This is a genomic window from Undibacterium sp. TC4M20W (assembly GCF_049340245.1).
Lineage (GTDB): Bacteria > Pseudomonadota > Gammaproteobacteria > Burkholderiales > Burkholderiaceae_D > Undibacterium.
The window spans coordinates 224129-241574 of sequence record NZ_JBMPPI010000001.1 but is presented as its reverse complement, the minus strand read 5'-3'; the positions used below and the strand labels follow the sequence as shown (position 1 = coordinate 241574).

At 52.8% G+C, this 17446-nt stretch carries 17 protein-coding genes; 12 read left to right on the top strand and 5 right to left on the bottom strand.

The features are described 5' to 3' along the window. Positions 1-90: 90 nt before the first annotated feature. The 3 genes from ACO0LL_RS01215 to ACO0LL_RS01205 form a co-directional block, all read right to left on the bottom strand. Positions 91-828 (bottom strand): anti-sigma factor, encoded by a 738-nt coding sequence (locus tag ACO0LL_RS01215; RefSeq protein WP_422949064.1) that lies wholly within the window; start codon positions 826-828, stop codon positions 91-93. After that, positions 828-1409, bottom strand: a complete 582-nt coding sequence (locus ACO0LL_RS01210) for a sigma-70 family RNA polymerase sigma factor (RefSeq protein ID WP_422949063.1) — start codon at positions 1407-1409, stop codon at positions 828-830. Before ACO0LL_RS01210 ends, ACO0LL_RS01215 begins: the two co-directional genes overlap by 1 nt. A gap of 117 nt (positions 1410-1526) precedes the next feature. Beyond that, a complete protein-coding gene (locus tag ACO0LL_RS01205) occupies positions 1527-2435 on the bottom strand; it encodes a LysR family transcriptional regulator (protein WP_422949062.1) in 909 nt (302 codons plus the stop codon). A gap of 269 nt (positions 2436-2704) precedes the next feature. Between ACO0LL_RS01205 and ACO0LL_RS01200 the strand changes: the two genes are divergently transcribed. From ACO0LL_RS01200 to ACO0LL_RS01170, 7 genes are all read left to right on the top strand, one after another. Continuing rightward, positions 2705-4999, top strand: a complete 2295-nt coding sequence (locus tag ACO0LL_RS01200; protein ID WP_422949061.1) for a TonB-dependent receptor — start codon at positions 2705-2707, stop codon at positions 4997-4999. Between the two features lie 25 nt (positions 5000-5024). Next, on the top strand, positions 5025-5897 hold the full coding sequence (locus ACO0LL_RS01195; protein WP_422949060.1) for an alpha/beta fold hydrolase: 873 nt from the start codon (positions 5025-5027) through the stop codon (positions 5895-5897). Between the two features lie 101 nt (positions 5898-5998). Next, complete coding sequence (locus tag ACO0LL_RS01190) at positions 5999-7198, top strand: substrate-binding domain-containing protein (protein WP_422949059.1); 1200 nt, start codon at positions 5999-6001, stop codon at positions 7196-7198. Between the two features lie 17 nt (positions 7199-7215). Next, complete coding sequence (locus ACO0LL_RS01185) at positions 7216-7998, top strand: ABC transporter ATP-binding protein (protein WP_422949058.1); 783 nt, start codon at positions 7216-7218, stop codon at positions 7996-7998. Continuing rightward, a complete protein-coding gene (locus tag ACO0LL_RS01180) occupies positions 7991-8716 on the top strand; it encodes an ABC transporter ATP-binding protein (protein WP_162057308.1) in 726 nt (241 codons plus the stop codon). The genes ACO0LL_RS01185 and ACO0LL_RS01180 overlap by 8 nt, the downstream gene beginning before the upstream one ends. A 16-nt stretch (positions 8717-8732) precedes the next feature. Then, on the top strand, positions 8733-9764 hold the full coding sequence (locus tag ACO0LL_RS01175) for a branched-chain amino acid ABC transporter permease (protein ID WP_422949057.1): 1032 nt from the start codon (positions 8733-8735) through the stop codon (positions 9762-9764). A 12-nt stretch (positions 9765-9776) separates the two neighbouring features. Further along, a complete protein-coding gene (locus ACO0LL_RS01170) occupies positions 9777-10835 on the top strand; it encodes a branched-chain amino acid ABC transporter permease (protein ID WP_422949322.1) in 1059 nt (352 codons plus the stop codon). A gap of 588 nt (positions 10836-11423) precedes the next feature. On the opposite strand, the gene ACO0LL_RS01165 is transcribed toward ACO0LL_RS01170, so the two are convergent. Then, entirely contained in the window at positions 11424-11993 is a 570-nt protein-coding gene (locus ACO0LL_RS01165) for a GNAT family N-acetyltransferase (RefSeq protein WP_422949056.1), read from the bottom strand. A 153-nt stretch (positions 11994-12146) separates the two neighbouring features. On the opposite strand from ACO0LL_RS01165, the gene ACO0LL_RS01160 reads away from it, so the two are divergent. After that, positions 12147-12794 carry a DUF4272 domain-containing protein gene (locus tag ACO0LL_RS01160; protein WP_422949055.1) on the top strand — a complete coding sequence of 216 codons (648 nt, stop codon included), beginning with the start codon at positions 12147-12149 and terminating at the stop codon, positions 12792-12794. A gap of 133 nt (positions 12795-12927) precedes the next feature. Here the strand turns inward: ACO0LL_RS01160 and ACO0LL_RS01155 are convergent, their stop codons facing one another. Next, complete coding sequence (locus ACO0LL_RS01155; RefSeq protein ID WP_422949054.1) at positions 12928-13890, bottom strand: LysR substrate-binding domain-containing protein; 963 nt, start codon at positions 13888-13890, stop codon at positions 12928-12930. 121 nt (positions 13891-14011) lie between these two features. Here ACO0LL_RS01155 and ACO0LL_RS01150 point away from each other — a divergent pair, with 121 nt between their 5' ends. From ACO0LL_RS01150 to phnC, 4 genes are all read left to right on the top strand, one after another. After that, positions 14012-14614: an FMN-dependent NADH-azoreductase gene (locus ACO0LL_RS01150; RefSeq protein ID WP_110254932.1), complete on the top strand. Its 603-nt coding sequence runs from the start codon at positions 14012-14014 to the stop codon at positions 14612-14614. Between the two features lie 142 nt (positions 14615-14756). Beyond that, the gene (locus ACO0LL_RS01145; RefSeq protein ID WP_422949053.1) at positions 14757-15662 is read left to right on the top strand and encodes a pirin family protein; all 906 of its coding nucleotides are present in this window, start codon (positions 14757-14759) and stop codon (positions 15660-15662) included. Between the two features lie 303 nt (positions 15663-15965). Then, the gene (locus ACO0LL_RS01140; RefSeq protein ID WP_422949052.1) at positions 15966-16385 is read left to right on the top strand and encodes a DoxX family protein; all 420 of its coding nucleotides are present in this window, start codon (positions 15966-15968) and stop codon (positions 16383-16385) included. A gap of 188 nt (positions 16386-16573) precedes the next feature. Then, on the top strand, positions 16574-17419 hold the full coding sequence (phnC, locus tag ACO0LL_RS01135; protein ID WP_422949051.1) for a phosphonate ABC transporter ATP-binding protein: 846 nt from the start codon (positions 16574-16576) through the stop codon (positions 17417-17419). The last annotated feature ends 27 nt before the right edge of the window (positions 17420-17446 follow it).

Below are 17446 nucleotides of genomic sequence, written 5' to 3'. Positions count from 1 at the left end.
CGATTGACTTTGACTTTCTGCAAATAATAAAACGGGACTTTTCAGTCCCGTTTTTTTCATGCTAATTAAGCCAATCAGTTGTGGTGTTATTTAAATCTGCACCCAGTTACCTTTGAATATAATCGGCCCAGATGGTTTCTCAGGATTACCCGATCCACCTTTTGGTTCCAGCGTTACTGCCAGCAAAGGTACGCTGTCTGCGGTCATGTCTTTAGGCATGGGCAGGGTGATGATGCCTTTGTCTGCCACCAGGCCCAGGGATTTGACCTTGCCATCTTTACCCACTGCCCATAATTCCAGGCTCTTGTCAGCAGCGATGTTTTGCGCTGTCACCATGCGTATCTGTAACTGGCCGCGTTTGCTGTCGCCGGTAATCACTGCGATAGCCTGTGCCTTGTCATCTGACAAAGTGGCGACGTAATTGGTTTGCGGTGTTGCCTGCTGTTGATCCGCCTGTTTGCTCAGCAAGACAGATACCAGCACCACGGCGGCTGTGGTTGAGAACATGCCCAGGCCGCGCCAGAACGCCAGGTCTTCGCGCAGTTTGCCCCAATTGCGCCAGTAGGCCCATGGGTCTTTGGTGGTGCTTAGGTTCAGGCGTTTTTCCAGTGCTGGCCAGACGGTTGCCGGTGCTGCCACGGGAGGGGTAAATTCTGCCATGGGCACGAGGTGTGCTTCCCATTGGCCGACGACCTGGCGCAAGGCTGCATCTTGTTTGAGCCAGGCCTCAAAGCGGCGACGTGCACCACCGCGCAGGGTGCCCAGCACATATTCAGAGGCCAGTTTTTCTTGCAGGCCTGGATTATTTTTTATCTGGTGCAAATTCATCATGCCTCCAGACGTGTAAGGCAGGTGCGCAATTTATCGAGTCCGCGCCTGATCCAGGTTTTTACCGTGCCTATCGGCAGTTTCATGTGTTCTGCCACTTCGCTGTGTGACAGATCATGGAAAAATGCCATCGCCATTGCCTGCCTGTGCAAACCTTCCAGACGTGACATGCAAGACGCCAATGCTTTGGCATCCTGTGTCAATTCCAGCGTCTGTGCTGGTGTCGGTTCAGTGCTTTCCATGGCTTGCATGATTCCCATATCAAAATTATCAGCATCGATTTCCACATCGTGATCAACACGACGCAAAAGGTCGAAAGCGCGATTGCGTACGATAGTTGTCATCCAGGTCATTGGTGCTGCCAGACCTGCCTGATAACTGCCCGCGTTATTCCAGATGTTGACAAAACTCTCTTGTAAAACTTCTTCTGCCAACTCACGCTTAACTAATATACGCAGCGCGAAGCCAAACAGTTTCGCTGAAGTGGCGTCATATAGAAATTTAAATGCCTGAGCGTCTTTGCGGGCGACGGCGGCTAGCCAGTTTTGTAACTGGCTGGTATCCAGAGCGGCAGTGGGCAATTGCTTATCCAATCTTGGCTGTCGGTTATATGAGGGGCTTGCGTGCCAGGAAACGCTGATGCAGGTACAGGTTACCTGATTTTAGTCGATTTCCAGTTTGTAACGCAGTGTACGATATCAGGACTTGCTACTTTCTGCATGCATAAACAGAGATGGATGTTGTTCTGCATATTCGCGCAGCAGGTTCCAGACCACCCGCACCCTCTGCAAGCGATACAGGTCGCTGGGCGCGGCCAGCCAGTAAGAGCGCTCGGTAAAGAAGCTGTCTTGCAAAACCGGCACCAGGGTACCGCTGGAAGGGATGGCATAAGGCGGTGCCATGATCAGGCCCATGCCAGCCGCTGCTGCCTCACATTGCGCCATCATGCCTGTGCAGCATAAGCGCCTTTTGGGGGTAAAGCCCAGTTTGTCGAGGAAGTTGAGTTCATTGCTGGCCAGGCGGTCTTGTACGTAATCGACAAATTCATGCTCAGCCAGATCTGCTTCGCTGCGTATGGGCGGGTGGCGTGCCAGATAATCGGGCGAGGCATACAGGTTCAGGCGGAAAGTTGCGAGACGGGTGAACACATAGCGGCCGGTATTGGGTGGGTCAAGCATGACACCGAGGTCGGCCTCACGCGTCGCCAGGTTGGCAAAACGCGGTTGTACCAATAAATCCACACTCAATTCGGGATGGTCTTTCAGCAAATGTACCAGCAAGGGAGCAATCACCAGCGTGCCAAACATTTCTGGCACTCCCAGGCGCACGACACCGTGGGCCGAGACACTGGCAGCACCCAGTTGATCAGTCGCTGTCAAGGCGGCGCTCTCCATGGCTTCGGCATGGGGGAGCAGGGCATGTCCCATCTCGGTCAGTTCATAGCCTTCACGGCTGCGGTCAAACAGGGTGGAGCCTAGCTGGCTTTCCAGCCGGTCTATGCGGCGTGCTACTGTCGTATGTTCCACGCTCAGACGACGGGATGCACCAGACAGCGTGCCAGCGCGGGCAAGCTCCAGAAAGTAACGCAGGTCAGTCCATTCAGGCATGCTATTCATGCCCTAATTGTGCACCAATTGTGCGGCAAAGCACATACTGCAACAGCTCATTCTCCATTTCTGCTTTGCAGGAAACCAAGAAATGCGGGTTTTGCACAACAACTGGGCAGTTTTAATTGCTCTACCTTCACTCTGATGTGCATTTATGCACAAACGGTGGGCGTACATGCGCTTTCTGGGTTTTTTCTTTCCGTGCACACTGCCTGCCATGCGACATACAACAATGTATACGGCGCACATAAAAAATACAGGAGACAGAAATGAATCAGAGCAAGAGAAGGCAGAAATTCTTACGTCGGTCCGCTGCAGCATTGTTGGTCGCATCAGGAACAGTCACAGGCAGTGGCATCAGCCAGGCTCAGACTACGACACCGCCAGCAACGACTGAAACAGCCAATGCCGAGCCAACCACGGTAGTCGTTACCGCCCGTCGCCGCGAAGAATCCCTGCAAGACGTGCCAGTTTCTGTCACTGCTTTCTCTGCCGATCAGCTCTCCAAGACAGCGATCCCCGACATCGTCGGCCTGGTGCAAAGCTTACCGAATACCACGATGAAGGCATCGCGCGCCACCAATTCGACGCTGACCGCCTTTATCCGTGGTGTTGGTCAGCAAGACCCGCTGGCTGGCTTTGAAGCTGGCGTCGGCATTTATCTCGATGATGTGTATATCGCCCGCCCGCAAGGTGCCGTGGCTGATATCTATGATGTAGAACGCATAGAAGTCTTGCGTGGCCCGCAGGGCACCTTGTATGGCCGCAATACCATAGGTGGTGCCGTCAAATATGTGACACGCAAACTGCAGCCAGAAACCGATGTGCGCCTGAAAGCCACGGTAGGTACTTATGGTCAGACCGATGCGGTATTGACGGCCAGTACACCTGTATCCGATACCCTGCGGGTAGGGGCCAGCCTGGCAAAGTTCAAGCGTAATGGCTATGGCAAGAACCTGCTGACGGGTGCTGAGAATTATGACAAGGACGTTGCCGCTGCCCGCCTCAGTGCAGAATTCACGCCAACTTCCAGCCTGTTCATCCGCCTCTCTGCCGATACCAGCCAGGATGATTCCAGCCCCAAGAATGGTTATCGCCTGACCGTGGGCAATCTTAGCAAGGCACCGATACTCGACAATGTCTTTGATACTCGTGCCAATCTGACCTCGGCACTCGGCCATCTCCAGCAAGTCAAGCAAACCGGCGCTTCTGCGCTGGTGGAATGGCAGATCAATAATGAGCTGACACTGAAATCGATTACTGCCAGCCGCCGCGATACTTCCTATGCGCCTATCGATTTTGATTCTTTACCGACGGTCGATCTGGAAGCTCCCGCACTGTACAAGAACCGCCAGTTCAGCCAGGAACTGCAACTCAGCTACAGCGGCAAGACCATACAGGGTGTGGCTGGCGTGTATTACATTGATGCCAATGCCTATAACAAATTCGATACCCTGCTCAATGGTGCATTGCCACTGTCTGTGTATACCATGGGCGATGTTGATACCAAGGCCTGGGCTGTATTTGCCGATGGCAGCATGAATTTGTCAGACACGATCAGCGTATCTGCCGGTGGCCGTTATACCTCGGATACACGTCAGGCCGCAGTCTTGCGCCAGCTATATCTCGGCACCAAGGGTTCACCTGAAATGGGCAACCCCGGTGCAGTGCTGTTCCGCACAGACACCAATCTGACGAAGAGCGATCTGGACCGTACTGACACGAAGTTCACACCGCGCCTGTCACTGAACTGGAAAGCCAATGCCGATAACAATGTCTATGCATCCTGGTCACAAGGTTTCAAGGGGGGTGGTTTTGATCCACGTTTGAATGTGGTTGGCACCAAGATCAGCCTTACTAAAGCAAAAAGTGGTTATGAGCCAGAAGAAATCGAAACCGTGGAACTGGGCTTGAAGTCGCAATTCGACAAGGGCCGCATCATGACTAATGCTGCCCTGTTCTTCAGTAACTACAAGAACGTGCAGATACCTGGCTCAGTCGCAGTGGATACCGATGGTGACGGCAAGGATGACAACTTCGCCGGCGTCACCACCAATGCAGGCAAGGCCCGCATCAGGGGCTTTGAGCTGGAAGCAACTGCGCGCATTACCGACGCCTTCCGCCTGTCTGGCATGTTCAGCTATATCGATGCCAAGTACACGCAATTCATTGTCGCCGGTGTCGATGTCGCCAGCCAAAAGGTATTCCAGAATACCCCGAAGCAATCTGCCAACCTGACAGCCAGCTATGACTGGCCGCTCAACATGATAGGCAAGAACGGTACGCTGTCGCTGATCTCCAGTTATTCCTATCGTGGTGCGACCAACCAGTTTGAGACACCAAATGCCCTGCTGGATCAGGATGCGTATTCGCTATGGGATGCCAGCCTGGTCTGGACCAGCACCGACAAGCGTCTGCGTGCTGGCCTGCATGGCAAGAATCTCAGCAATACCAAGTACAAGGTAGCCGGTTACCTTTTCCCAACCCTGGGCCTCGAAGGCAGCACGACCGCCTTCTACGGTAATCCACGCACAGTATCGGCCACGGTCGAATACCGCTTCTGATACGGTGACAGCAGGAGAATATTGAGTGACTGATTTCGCCGACATCAGCTTTACCAGTAGCGATGGCCTGCAACTGTATGCGCGGGATTATGCCTCGCATGGCGGGCAGGCCAAATGTGCAGTTATCTGCATCCACGGCCTGACCCGTAATTCTGGCGATTTTGAAGAGCTGGCACCGTGGATAGCAGAACAGGGCAGGCGCGTGATTGCGGTCGATGTCCGGGGGCGCGGGCGTTCCCAGCATGACGCCGACCCCGAGCACTACAATACTGTCACGTATGCCAATGATGTCATCAAGCTGTCCCGTGACCTGGGCATAGGCCGGGCGGTATTCATAGGCACTTCTATGGGTGGCCTCATCACGATGACGGTGGCAGCGCGCAAATTGAATTTGATTGCGGCTGCTGTCCTTAATGATGTTGGGCCAGCTCTGTCTTCCAAAGGATTAGGTCGGATCGCCGGTTTTGCTGGCAAGACTGTGGAAGTGCAAGACTGGGAAGAGGCTACGCAATACATACGCCAGGTGAATGTGTCTGCTTTTCCTGACAACAGCATGGAAGAATGGAGCAAGTGGGCCAGGCGGGCTTTTGCTCAAAATGTCGATGGCAAGCTGGTGCTGCAATATGATCCGAACATTGCTCGCCCCTTGCAAACTGGTCAGTTAAAAAGTAAATCCTGGGTCGCCAATTTCGCTTTCCGCCGTCTTGCCAGAAACCGGCCTACGTTACTGATACGCGGTGATCTGTCCGATCTGGTCGAGCCTGAGCAGCTCGCTTATATGCAAGACCTGGCACCCGACATGCAATATGCAGAAGTCAATGGTGTGGGCCATGCGCCGATGCTGATGGAAGCACAGGCACAAAAAGCCATCAGGAAATTTTTAGCCACAGTAGATTAAGCGAATTGCAGTATGCTTATGCGCACAGTCAAAAAAGAGCATGTGAAATGCCGCTGACAAATTGCATGCAGTTCCACAACGTAAAATTAGCAGGAGACAAAATGCAACAGAAAAACCGCTTTAAACTCGTCTGCCTGAGCCTGGCACTGAGCAGTGTGTTCGCCTCAGCCAGCAGCCTGGCACAGGATTTGAAAATCGCCCTCATCGCTGGAAAGACCGGCGCACTCGAAGCCTATGCCAAGGAAACTGAAACCGGCTTCATGATGGGCCTGGAATACCTGACTGGCGGCAAGATGGAAATCAATGGTCGCAAGATCAAGGTCATCGTCAAAGACGACCAGGGAAAACCAGACATAGGCCGCACCATGCTGGCAGAGGCTTTTGGCGATGATAAGGCTGACATAGCCGTTGGTACCACTTCTTCCGGCTCGGCGATTGCCATGCTACCCGTGGCAGAAGAATACAAAAAAATACTCATCGTTGAGCCCGCAGTGGCAGATGCGATTACCGGTGAAAAATGGAACCGTTATATCTTCCGCACCAGCCGCAATTCCACCCAGGATGGCCTGGCTGGTGCCAGCACCATCAAAGCTGGCGGCAGTATTGCCTTCCTGGCGCAGGATTATGCTTTTGGCCGTGAGGGTGTCAAGGCTGCCAAGGATGCACTGAGCACGGTTGGTGCCAAGGCCAAGGTAGTTCATGAAGAATATGCAGCGCAAAATACTACCGACTTTACCGCAGCAGCACAGCGTATTTTTGATGTGCTCAAAGACAAGCCGGAACCGCGTGTATTGCAAATCATCTGGGCTGGCGCCAGCCCCATGAACAAGCTGGCGGACATGAAGCCAGAACGCTTTGGCATTACCCTGGCACCCGGTGGCAATATCCTGCCCATCATGAAAAACTGGAAAACCTATGCAGGTACCCAGGGTGCAATTTATTACTACTACGATTTTCCAAAAAACAAGATAAATGACTGGTTTGTGGCCGAGCATAATAAGCGCTACAAGGCACCGCCTGATTTCTTTACTGCGGGTGGCTTCGCTGCTGCAAGCGCAGTCTATACAGCCATCAGCAAAGCCAAGTCCACGGATACTGAAAAACTCATCACGGCCATGGAAGGTATGGAATTTGATACGCCTAAAGGCAAGATGAATTTCCGCAAGGAAGATCACCAGGCCATGCAAGCCATGTACCATTTCAAGATCAAAAAAGACCAGAAGAATGAATGGGATTTGCTGGAACTGGTCAGGGAAATTCCTGCCAGCGAGTTGCCAGTCCCGGTCAAGAACAAGCGCTGATGATGGCAGGAGTACAGATGAGTGGTACGCCCTCGCTATCTACACGTGACCTCAGCATACGGTTTGGCGGCCATGTGGCCGTCAACCAGGTCACGGCAGACTTTTATCCCGGCACCCTGACTGTCATCGTCGGCCCTAACGGTGCGGGTAAAACCACTTACTTCAACCTGATGTCGGGTCAACTGCCTGCCAGCTCAGGCAGCGTGCATTTGTTTGGCGTGGATATCACCAGCAAAGGGGCGGCTGAGCGCACACGCAGGGGCATAGGCCGGGCTTTTCAACTGACCAATCTTTTTCCTAATTTGTCTGTCATGGAAAATGTGCGTCTGGCTGTACAAAGCAGGGCAGGTCTGGGTTTGAGCATTTTTTCTCTATGGTCTGCGCATGCCAGTCTGTTGAAGCGGGCAGAGCATTACCTGCACAAGGTTGCCCTGGCTGACCGCAAGTCCGACAAAGTCGCTGCACTGTCACATGGAGACAAACGCAAACTTGAAGTCGCAATCTTGCTGGCACTGGAACCAGAAATCATGATGTTCGATGAACCCACCGCAGGCATGAGTGTCGATGAAGTGCCGGTAGTGCTGGACCTGATCTATCAGGTCAAGGCAGAGCGCAAGAAAACCATTTTGCTGGTTGAGCACAAGATGGATGTCGTGCGTTCACTGGCTGACCGCATCATCGTCTTGCATAACGGTGCGCTGGTAGCAGACGGTGAACCAGTCAGCGTCATGGCATCTGCCATCGTGCAAGAGGCCTATCTGGGCGTTGCCCCGGAAACCAGGGAAGAGCAACATGTCTGAAGCCATACTGACACTGGCCGGTGTGCATACCCATATCGGCGAATACCATATCCTGCAAGGTGTGGATATGCAGGTGCCACGTGGTGGCCTCTCGGTTTTGCTGGGCCGCAATGGTGCAGGCAAGACCACGACCCTGCGTACCATCATGGGCCTGTGGAAAGCCAGTCAGGGCAAGATACATTTTGATGGCCGCGATATCACTGCCATGGCAACGCCGGACATCGCCCAGTTAGGTATCGCCTACGTGCCAGAAAGCATGGCGATATTTTCTGACCTGACAGTCAAGGAAAACCTGCTGCTGGCCGCGCGCAATGGCCCGCTCGATAATAATCGCGTCGAATGGATATGCGGCTTTTTCCCTGCCTTGAAAAAATTCTGGAATTACCCGGCAGGTAATCTGTCCGGCGGACAAAAGCAAATGGTTGCGATTGCCCGCGCCATCGTTGAACCGCGCAAACTGATACTGGTGGATGAACCGACCAAGGGCCTGGCACCTGCCATCATCCTCAGTCTCATGGCTGCCTTCAATGAATTGAAAGCCAGCGACACTACCATCTTGCTGGTCGAGCAGAATTTCAATTTCGTGCGCAAGCTGGGGGACACGGTAGCCGTCATGGATGATGGCCGTGTCGTGCATACCGGCGGCATGCAGGCCCTGGCTGATGACAATGACTTGCAACAGCATTTGCTGGGCTTGTCACTGGCTGCGCATCAATAAAGCAAGAGGAAGAATAATGACAGATACTGTTCTGGATAATAACGCCAAGCCAGAAATCGCCAGCCTGCCGACAGCGCCACGCGATATCTGGCCGCTGGTACTCGTGCCAGCCCTGGCCTTGCTGATGCTGCCGCTGGTTGGCAGCTTTCCGACCTGGATCACCCTGACCGTCGCAGGCCTGGCCATGGGCATGATGATCTTTATCATGGCCAGTGGCCTGACCCTGATCTTTGGTTTGATGGATGTATTGAATTTTGGCCATGGCGCTTTTGTGTCCGTCGGTGCCTTCGTCGCCACTCTGGTGCTATTGCCCATGCATGGCTGGACGGAAGCTGATTCACTGCTCATGAATTTGAGCGCACTGGGCCTGGCTATCCTGCTGGCGATGCTGGCAACCGGCTTGCTGGGCTGGGCTTTCGAGCGCGTCATTATCATGCCCGTGTATGGCCAGCATCTGAAACAGATCCTCATCACCATGGGTGGCATGATCGTTGCTGAACAGATGATCAATGTCATCTGGGGTGCAGAGCAAATCCCGCTGCCCTTGCCTACCAGCTTGCGCGGCTCCATCCTGCTTGGTGATGCTGCCATAGAAAAATACCGCCTGATCGCCGTCGTGGTTGGCTTGCTGGTATTCGTTGCCATGTTCCTGGTACTGAACCGCAGCAAGCTGGGTTTGCTGATACGTGCCGGTGTAGAAAATGGCGAGATGGTGGAAGCACTTGGTTACCGCATACGCAGACTGTTCGTGCTGGTGTTTGCTGCCGGTTCGGCACTGGCTGGCCTCGGTGGTGTCATGTGGGGCTTATACAAAGAGAGCCTGACTGCAGCCATGGGCGGCGACATCATGGTCATGGTGTTCATCGTCATCATCATTGGTGGCCTGGGTTCAGTCGGTGGCTGTTTTATCGGTGCCTTGCTGATGGCACTGGTCGCCAATTACGCCGGATTCCTGGTGCCCAAGCTGGCACTGGTGTCGAATATCCTGCTGATGATCGCCGTGCTGCTGTGGCGCCCGACTGGCTTATATACCATGGTAAGGCGTTAAGACATGAATGCAATGAAACAAATCCTGTCGGATGATTTTCCGCGTAACCGCTGGCTAGGACTTATCCTGGTGGCGATATTTTTCGGGCTGGCTTTTGCCCCCTTCATCACCAGCGGTGCACGGCCTTTGAATACTGCAGCCACCATCTGTGTCTATATTGTGCTGGTTGCTTCGTATGACTTGTTGCTCGGTTATACCGGCATAGTCTCTTTTGCTCACACCATGTTTTTTGGCATAGGTGCTTATGGCATAGGTCTGGCTTTGGCCAGTGGCACGCCATCCTGGGGACTAGCCGCTGTAGGCTTGCTGGCAGCATTATTGGTGACACTGGTGCTAGCCCTGATCGTCGGCTTGTTTGCCTTGCGTGTACGGGCAATTTTCTATGCCATGATCACGCTGGCGGTGGCCTCATCCTTTGCTGTGCTGGCATCGCAATTGTCAGATTTTACCGGCGGTGAAGACGGCAAGACTTTCAGTGTGCCTGCGTTGTTGTCGCCTGCTTTTCGCTTGTTTGAGAGCGAGATATTTGGCCGTGTTGTCGATGGCAAGGTAATTACCTATTACATCGTTTTCATAGGCTGCGCCCTGTTATTCCTGTTCTTGCTGCGCGTCGTCAATTCGCCTTTTGGCCGGGTCTTGCAGGCCATACGCGAAAATGATTTTCGTGCCGAGGCACTGGGTTACCGCACGGTGTATTACCGCATTCTGGCGAATTGCATTGCGGCCCTGATTGCGGCAATGGCGGGTGCCCTGATGGCTTTGTGGCTGCGTTATGTCGGGCCCAAGACCATGCTGAGTTTTGAAGTCATGACAGATATTTTATTAATCGTTGTGATAGGTGGTATGGGGACCATGTATGGAGCGGTAGTCGGTGCAACCTTGTTCATACTGGCGCAGAATTATTTGAAGAGCTTGATGGGCGTGGCGTCGTCGTCTTTGGCTGATGTGCCTTTGCTGGCGAATGCCTTGCATCCGGATAGGTGGATGTTGTGGTTGGGGTTATTGTTTGTGGTGTCGATTTATTTTTTTCCGGCAGGGATAGTGGGGAAATTGAGGGGTAGTGGGAAGTGAGATTGATTACTCACGCGGTATGTCGATAAGCGGTAATCTACATGTCGTCGCTCCAGCGTAGGCTGGAGCCTAGTGGCGTTCGTTGCATACTTGTAGCGTGTGTAAAACGATTGCCCTCTGTGGATACAAGCCGGGTCTCGGCCCGGCGGCCGAAGTACTTTCTTTGGTCGCCAAAGAAAGTACTCAAAGAAAGGCGACCCAGGCGTAGCCGCCCCTAAAGGGGTTCCCGTTTGTGCAGTACAAAAAATGGGAAGGCCCGAAACTCGCTTCGCTCAAACAGCGGTCCTTCTTGATCCATTTTCTGTACAGCACAAACGGCGTCTACACATGGGAACTGCGGAAAGTCAAAAGCAACCCCAAAGTCAAAAGCAACCCCAAAGTCAAAAGCAACCCCAAAGTCAAAAGCAACCCCAAAGTCAAAAGCAACCCCAAAGTCAAAAGCAACCCCAAAGTCAAAAGCAACCCCAAAGTCAAACCCCGCAGCGTTGGCAAGCTCACCGCTTTACGTGATTTTTATCTCTTAGTTTTTGCAATCGGCAGGCCATCTGCGTACTCCCCATACAAAGCCTGGCCTGTCGTCCTTGCAAATCAGCGGCTATCCTGTTTCGAACCAAACTCCCTGTCCAGCAAGGAGTAGCATTTAAGATCAACATAGCGCCCATGCTTGTATTCGCATTCACGCAAGACACCCTCAAGCCGGAACCCCAGTTTTTCTATCAAACGCCAACTGGCGATATTCTCTGGCTCAACCATGGCTTGCAAGCGGTGCAGGCCGAGGTGTTTAAAGCAATGGGTGATGATGACGTTCATGCATTCAGAAATCACAGCCTTGCCCCAGTGATCGGGTGAAAGCCAGAAGCCGGTTTCGGCGCAATGGTGTTCCTGTTCCCATTCATGCAGGCCGCAAGTGCCTATCAATTGTTCAGGTTTCTCTTTGCTGCAAATGCCCCACCACAGGCCTGAGCCGTCCAGCCAGACTTGTTCATACCAGTCCATCTGTTCCTGGCTTGATGCCAGGGTGTCGTAGCTGATGCCATAATATTCAGTGACACGCGGGTCGGATAAACCACGGAAAATTGCAGGCATATCAGTGGCGACTATGCGACGCAGTTGATAGTTGGTGGTCTCCAGTGCGGGGAAGAGTTTGGTTTCAGGCATATAAGCTTTGCAATAACAGGTAACAATCAGACATTCTAATGCCTGTAGAGGCATGGAGTTGCGCTGTTCTGTAACTCCTTAACAATGCAAAATCTGGGATAATCCGTCTGCTCGTTATCAGCGAGTGAATTGATTAACAATATTGAAGAAATAATGAGCCCAGAGCAACGCAAAGAAGCTTCCGAACTGGAATTGCATAAACGTGGTATCCGCATCAATGTGCAATTGCATGTGATTGAGTCTGATGAAGAAGTGGAACTGCGCACGCCTGAAGAATTGATGCAGCGCATGCTGGCCTTGTGGGCGGTGACTGCAGTAGCTGCTGGTGGTGATGTTGTACACTATCGCGCCTATCTGGAAACGCATGGTCTGAAGTCTTGTTTATCAGCGCAGGAAAACGCATTTCTGTTTGCGGATGGCATCACCGAAGAATTGCGTGCGCAATTTCTGCAAAGGCAGGAAGCCCTGTATTTCCTCGCCTGGGCTGCGGGTTTGACAGACAAGCTGGCAGTTCCTACGCAAGCGGCGAACCTCAAGCAAATTCTGAAACTCTTCCCGCATGCGATGGAAGCACCCGAGCGTTTGCAGGCTGCCCTTAAGCCGCGTCGCAAGGGGCAAGTGCTGGACTGGTCGGACTTATTGTACCGCCTGCACTGGGCGGTTCGTCATGCACACATCACTGGCCGTGATGCTCCGGGTAATCTGAATGCAGATGCGGTGCGCGAATGGCATCAGGCTGCCAACTGGCTGTGCCAGTATGAAGAAGAAAATGACTGGGACAAGGTCAGCACAGAAACTTGAAGCAAGCGCCATGAAAAAAGATACTCAATAGGACTTGCGCAAAATTGTCCCAGCAAGGCGTAGCGACGAAGACAGTACTTTAGTACGGCTAGGAGCTGACAACGTAGCTGGGGCGGTTTTGCGCAAGTCCTATTCAAAAAGACTTGATGCTTTTGCGTTCTGTCTTGCAGACATTCACTTCTTCCTGGACCTTCTGACAGCGCGGGCCTGAGAACTCAGCCTGCAAGGCATCCAGGAAAACCCGTGTGCGGGCAGGCATCAGGCGGCGGCCAGGGAATACTGCCCAGACAGTGACTTCAGGCAGTTTCCAGTCTTCCAGCAAGGGTACCAGTTCACCTTTATGCACATGCTGACCGGCAAAGTGGTCAGCCAGCATGGTGATGCCTTTGCCACGCACGGCCAGGCGCGTCAGCAATTCGGGTGAGTTAGCACTGGCCCGGCCAGGGGGTATGCCTTCCCAGACTGCGCCATCTTTTTCCATGCGCCAGACCGAGGCTTCGCCATTGCGGGTATTCAGTCTCAGGCAATCATGCTCCATCAGGGCCTCAGGCTCTGCTGGCGCACCATGCAGTTTCAGGTAGGCAGGTGACGCATACAAGCCCACACTGAAACGTACCAGCCCACGGGCCGCGAGTGAGGCATCGTCCGGCAAGTCGCCAACGCGTATGGCCACATCAAAATTCTCACCTATCAAATCCACCCGGCGCGGTGATAAATCCAGTTCCAGGTTTACCGCCGGGTATTTGCTGATGAAGTCAGATAACAACTCACCCATCTGATGATTGCCAAAATCACCAGGCATGGATACCTTCAGCTTGCCGTTCGGCTCTACCTGCCTGTGCTGGGTCAGGGCCAGCGTGGCATTCACTTCTTCCTGCACATGTTGGGCATGCAGCAAAACATTTTGACCCAGGTCAGTCACCGTCAGCTTGCGGGTGGTGCGCAAGATCAGGCGCTCACCCAGCTGGGCTTCAAGGGCAGATATACGGCGTGACAAGGTCGATTTGGGTACGCCCAGCTTCTCTGCCGCCTTGCTGAAGCTGCCTTCTTCAACCACGCGGGCAAATAGCAAAAGGTCATTGGCTTCGAGGGTCATGATCGCGCCTCCATACTATTTTCCTATTTTTGGAACAATGATATCCATTTTAACGCCTTCCGGATTGTTTTTGGAACGATTAAAGTACGTCCATCAACTCTTTATCTGAAAGGAACACAAAATGAACATCCTGCAAATCAACTCCAGCGCCCGTGCCCAAGCTTCTCATTCCACTCAACTGGCAAATAGCCTGGTTGAGGCTTTACTGGAAACATCTTCTGGTGCCACTGTGAATGTACGTGACTTGGGTAGTAATCCTCACCCCATACTTGATGAAACTGCACTACAAGCCCTGTTCACACCGGCAGATCAGCGCACGACAGAACAGCAAGCCCGCGTTGCCCTGGATGATGCATTGATTGCAGAAATCCAGTCCGCAGACGTAGTGGTACTCGGCGCACCGATGTATAACTTTGGTATTTCTGCTCAATTGAAAAACTGGATCGATGCGATTTCCCGCGCCCAGGTCACTTTCCGTTATACCGCCAATGGCCCTGAAGGTCTGTTGACTGGCAAGAAAGTGTATGTGGTATTGACACGTGGTGGCCTGTATCGCAATACGCCAAACGACACGCAAATGCCTTACCTGAAAACCTTCTTTGGCTTCCTGGGTATGACCGATGTAGAGTTTGTCTATGCAGAAGGTCTGGCCATGGGCCCGGATGCAGAAAAGGCATCTCTGGCTTCGGCACACCAGCAAATTAATGATTTACTGCCTGCTTAATAATTTACCGGCAATCTATCAGGACTTATGCAAAATTGTCCCAACAAGGCGTCAGCGACGAAGACAGTACTTTAGTACGGCTAGGAGCTGCAACGCAGTTGGGGCGGTTTTGCGTAAGTCCTATTTACAAGGATTATGGATCATGGAAACGAAAGATGTAGTTGCAAGCAATACAGCAGTTCAACAAGCGGAAAACGTAACAAATTCACGCGTGGTGGAGCAACTGGTCGCCGGGCAGCCTACTTCAGATGGTGCCGGTGTCAAGCTGACACGGGTATTGACGCAGCCACTGCAATACCGGCTGGACCCCTTCCTCATGCTGGATGCTTTCGGCAGTGATGAGGCAGGTGACTACATCGCCGGTTTCCCCAGCCATCCGCACCGTGGTTTTGAAACCATCACCTATATGCTGGCGGGACGCATGCGCCACCGCGACAGTGCCGGTAATGAAGGCTTGCTGCAAAACGGCGGTGTGCAATGGATGACAGCAGGTCGTGGCGTGATTCACTCCGAAATGCCGGAACAGGAAGAAGGCCGCATGGCAGGCTTCCAGTTATGGCTGAACCTGCCAGCAAAAGACAAGATGATCGCCCCCTGGTATCGGGATATCCAGAGCGACACCATCCCTGAATTGCTGACAGCAGCCGGTGTCAAGGTGCGCATCATCGCAGGTAGCAGCCATGGTGTGGCAGGTGCCGTACAGCGTGAAGTGACCCAGCCGCTGTATCTGGATATACACATGCCAGCCGGTAGTAGTTTCAGCCACAGTCTGCCAGCCAGTTTCAATGCCTTTGTGTATGTGTATGAAGGTGAAGTGCAGATAGACGAACGTGAGGTGCCGGTGCAACGCATGGCGATATTGAAAAAATCGCCGGATGCAGATGGTGTGGTGATAGATGCCAAAGTTGATAGCCGCTTGTTGTTGATTGCCGGCCAGCCTCTTGGTGAAACCATCGTTCAATATGGGCCATTTGTGATGAATAGTCAGGCGGAGATATTCAAGGCGATAAGTGATTTTCGCGAGGGAAAACTGGTGAGTACTGATTGAGCTGCTGCGCGACGCGATTTTGAGCCTGCGATGCTCGCCGTACTAAAGTACGACTGCGCGTCCGAATTTCAACTTCGTCAAACTAGCGCCGCTCGCTACGCTCACTCAGCACTCACGAAGCATTTGGTTTTCGAGAACAAAAAACCAGTTGTAGGTTGGGCTACGCTTCATCAGCCCAACACTCGGCGTTTAAATGACGTTCACGTTTGCAGAGGCCCAGTGTTGGGCTGGTAAACCGTAGCCCAACCTACGAAGCCAGGCTCTCACTACCGATAATCAAAATCTACATGTAAGGAAAACAAAATGAAACAAACAGAAACCATAGGACCCGTCTTCAGTTCCTTCATCGCCCGCGTCCTGATCGCCCTGATTTTCGTAGCATCTGGCGCAGGAAAAATAACTGGCTTTGCGCCTACGGTTGCTTATATCGCCAGCAAGGGCCTGCCTTTTCCAGAACTGGCTGCCATCGCCGCCATCGTGGTAGAACTTGGTGGTGGTCTCATGCTCATCGTCGGCTGGCGTGCACGCTGGGCAGCTGCGGCAATGATACTGTTCACACTGGCAGCGGCTATCATCTTCCATAATTTTTGGGGTGTACAAGCAGATGCAGCACAAAACCAGATGATACATTTCATGAAAAATATCTCCATGGCAGGTGGCCTGCTGTATGTCCTGATATATGGCAGTGGTGGTTGGAGTCTGGATGGCGGCCGCAAAGCCTAGCCTGATCAGGAATATCTTGCCCGGTTGCAATAGTTAAAAACAGCGGATTTGTCTGAAGGCAAATCCGCTGTTTTTTTACGTGGAAATGTCGTCGTTTCATCGTCCTGTAATCTTGCCTTCATACGCCTGACATATTCTTGTCCAATACTCCCGTGGATTAGCTCAATTGTCCAGGTGGGGTAAATGCGATGAAGATAGAAATCAATGGGATTTCCAAAACCTTTAAAGGTGGTTACCAAGCGCTGGACAATATTGCACTGACTTTTGCGCCTGGTGAAATGGTTGCACTCATCGGTGCATCCGGTTCTGGCAAGTCAACTTTATTGCGTCATATCTCTGGCCTGATCACGGCCAATGCCGACAAGAATGATATCCGTCTCGGAGAGCAGGTCTTGCAGGCGAACGGTGTAGTCGGCAAACAGATACGTCATCTGCGTTCGCAAATCGGTTTTGTCTTCCAGCAATTCAATCTGGTCGGGCGTTTGCCTGTGCTGACCAATGTTCTCACTGGTGGCATCGCCCGTATCCCGCTGTGGCGCAGTTGTTTCCGCATTTTTACCAAAGAAGAAAAAGCTCTGGGCCTGGCTGCACTGGCACGTGTGGGTATTGCGGAACATGCTTACAAGCGTGCTTCAGCCCTGTCCGGTGGACAGCAACAGCGCGCAGCGATTGCCCGTACTATAGTTCAGCAAGCCAAGGTCATTCTGGCTGATGAACCGATAGCTTCGCTTGACCCTGAATCTGCCCGTCGTGTCATGCAGACTCTTGCTGACCTGAATCGTCAGGACGGTACTACCGTTGTTGTCTCTTTGCACCAGGTCGATGTGGCTTTTCGTTTTTGCCCGCGCACTGTTGCGCTCTCTCGTGGTCGTGTCGTGTATGACGGCCCTTCCAGCGAACTGACAGTCGCCATGTTGCGCGACCTGTATGGTGCAGAGGCAGAAGAATTGCTCAATCCTGTACCAGTCAGCACAGCAAGTTCGGCACTTGTGGTCGATACCCTCTCTTTACCCACTCTCGCGGCTGCCGCCTGAGTTTCTTTTCTCTTCAGGAGTATTTCC

What these genes read in the sequence shown, in the direction of transcription:
- ACO0LL_RS01215 (WP_422949064.1), bottom strand. Translation starts at nt 828, where the DNA reads ATGAATTTGCACCAGATAAAAAATAATCCAGGCCTGCAAGAAAAACTG.
- ACO0LL_RS01205 (WP_422949062.1), bottom strand. Translation starts at nt 2,435, where the DNA reads ATGCCTGAATGGACTGACCTGCGTTACTTTCTGGAGCTTGCCCGCGCT.
- ACO0LL_RS01200 (WP_422949061.1), top strand. Translation starts at nt 2,705, where the DNA reads ATGAATCAGAGCAAGAGAAGGCAGAAATTCTTACGTCGGTCCGCTGCA.
- ACO0LL_RS01190 (WP_422949059.1), top strand. Translation starts at nt 5,999, where the DNA reads ATGCAACAGAAAAACCGCTTTAAACTCGTCTGCCTGAGCCTGGCACTG.
- ACO0LL_RS01185 (WP_422949058.1), top strand. Translation starts at nt 7,216, where the DNA reads ATGAGTGGTACGCCCTCGCTATCTACACGTGACCTCAGCATACGGTTT.
- ACO0LL_RS01180 (WP_162057308.1), top strand. Translation starts at nt 7,991, where the DNA reads ATGTCTGAAGCCATACTGACACTGGCCGGTGTGCATACCCATATCGGC.
- ACO0LL_RS01175 (WP_422949057.1), top strand. Translation starts at nt 8,733, where the DNA reads ATGACAGATACTGTTCTGGATAATAACGCCAAGCCAGAAATCGCCAGC.
- ACO0LL_RS01170 (WP_422949322.1), top strand. Translation starts at nt 9,777, where the DNA reads ATGAAACAAATCCTGTCGGATGATTTTCCGCGTAACCGCTGGCTAGGA.
- ACO0LL_RS01165 (WP_422949056.1), bottom strand. Translation starts at nt 11,993, where the DNA reads ATGCCTGAAACCAAACTCTTCCCCGCACTGGAGACCACCAACTATCAA.
- ACO0LL_RS01160 (WP_422949055.1), top strand. Translation starts at nt 12,147, where the DNA reads ATGAGCCCAGAGCAACGCAAAGAAGCTTCCGAACTGGAATTGCATAAA.
- ACO0LL_RS01155 (WP_422949054.1), bottom strand. Translation starts at nt 13,890, where the DNA reads ATGACCCTCGAAGCCAATGACCTTTTGCTATTTGCCCGCGTGGTTGAA.
- ACO0LL_RS01150 (WP_110254932.1), top strand. Translation starts at nt 14,012, where the DNA reads ATGAACATCCTGCAAATCAACTCCAGCGCCCGTGCCCAAGCTTCTCAT.
- ACO0LL_RS01145 (WP_422949053.1), top strand. Translation starts at nt 14,757, where the DNA reads ATGGAAACGAAAGATGTAGTTGCAAGCAATACAGCAGTTCAACAAGCG.
- ACO0LL_RS01140 (WP_422949052.1), top strand. Translation starts at nt 15,966, where the DNA reads ATGAAACAAACAGAAACCATAGGACCCGTCTTCAGTTCCTTCATCGCC.
- phnC (WP_422949051.1), top strand. Translation starts at nt 16,574, where the DNA reads ATGAAGATAGAAATCAATGGGATTTCCAAAACCTTTAAAGGTGGTTAC.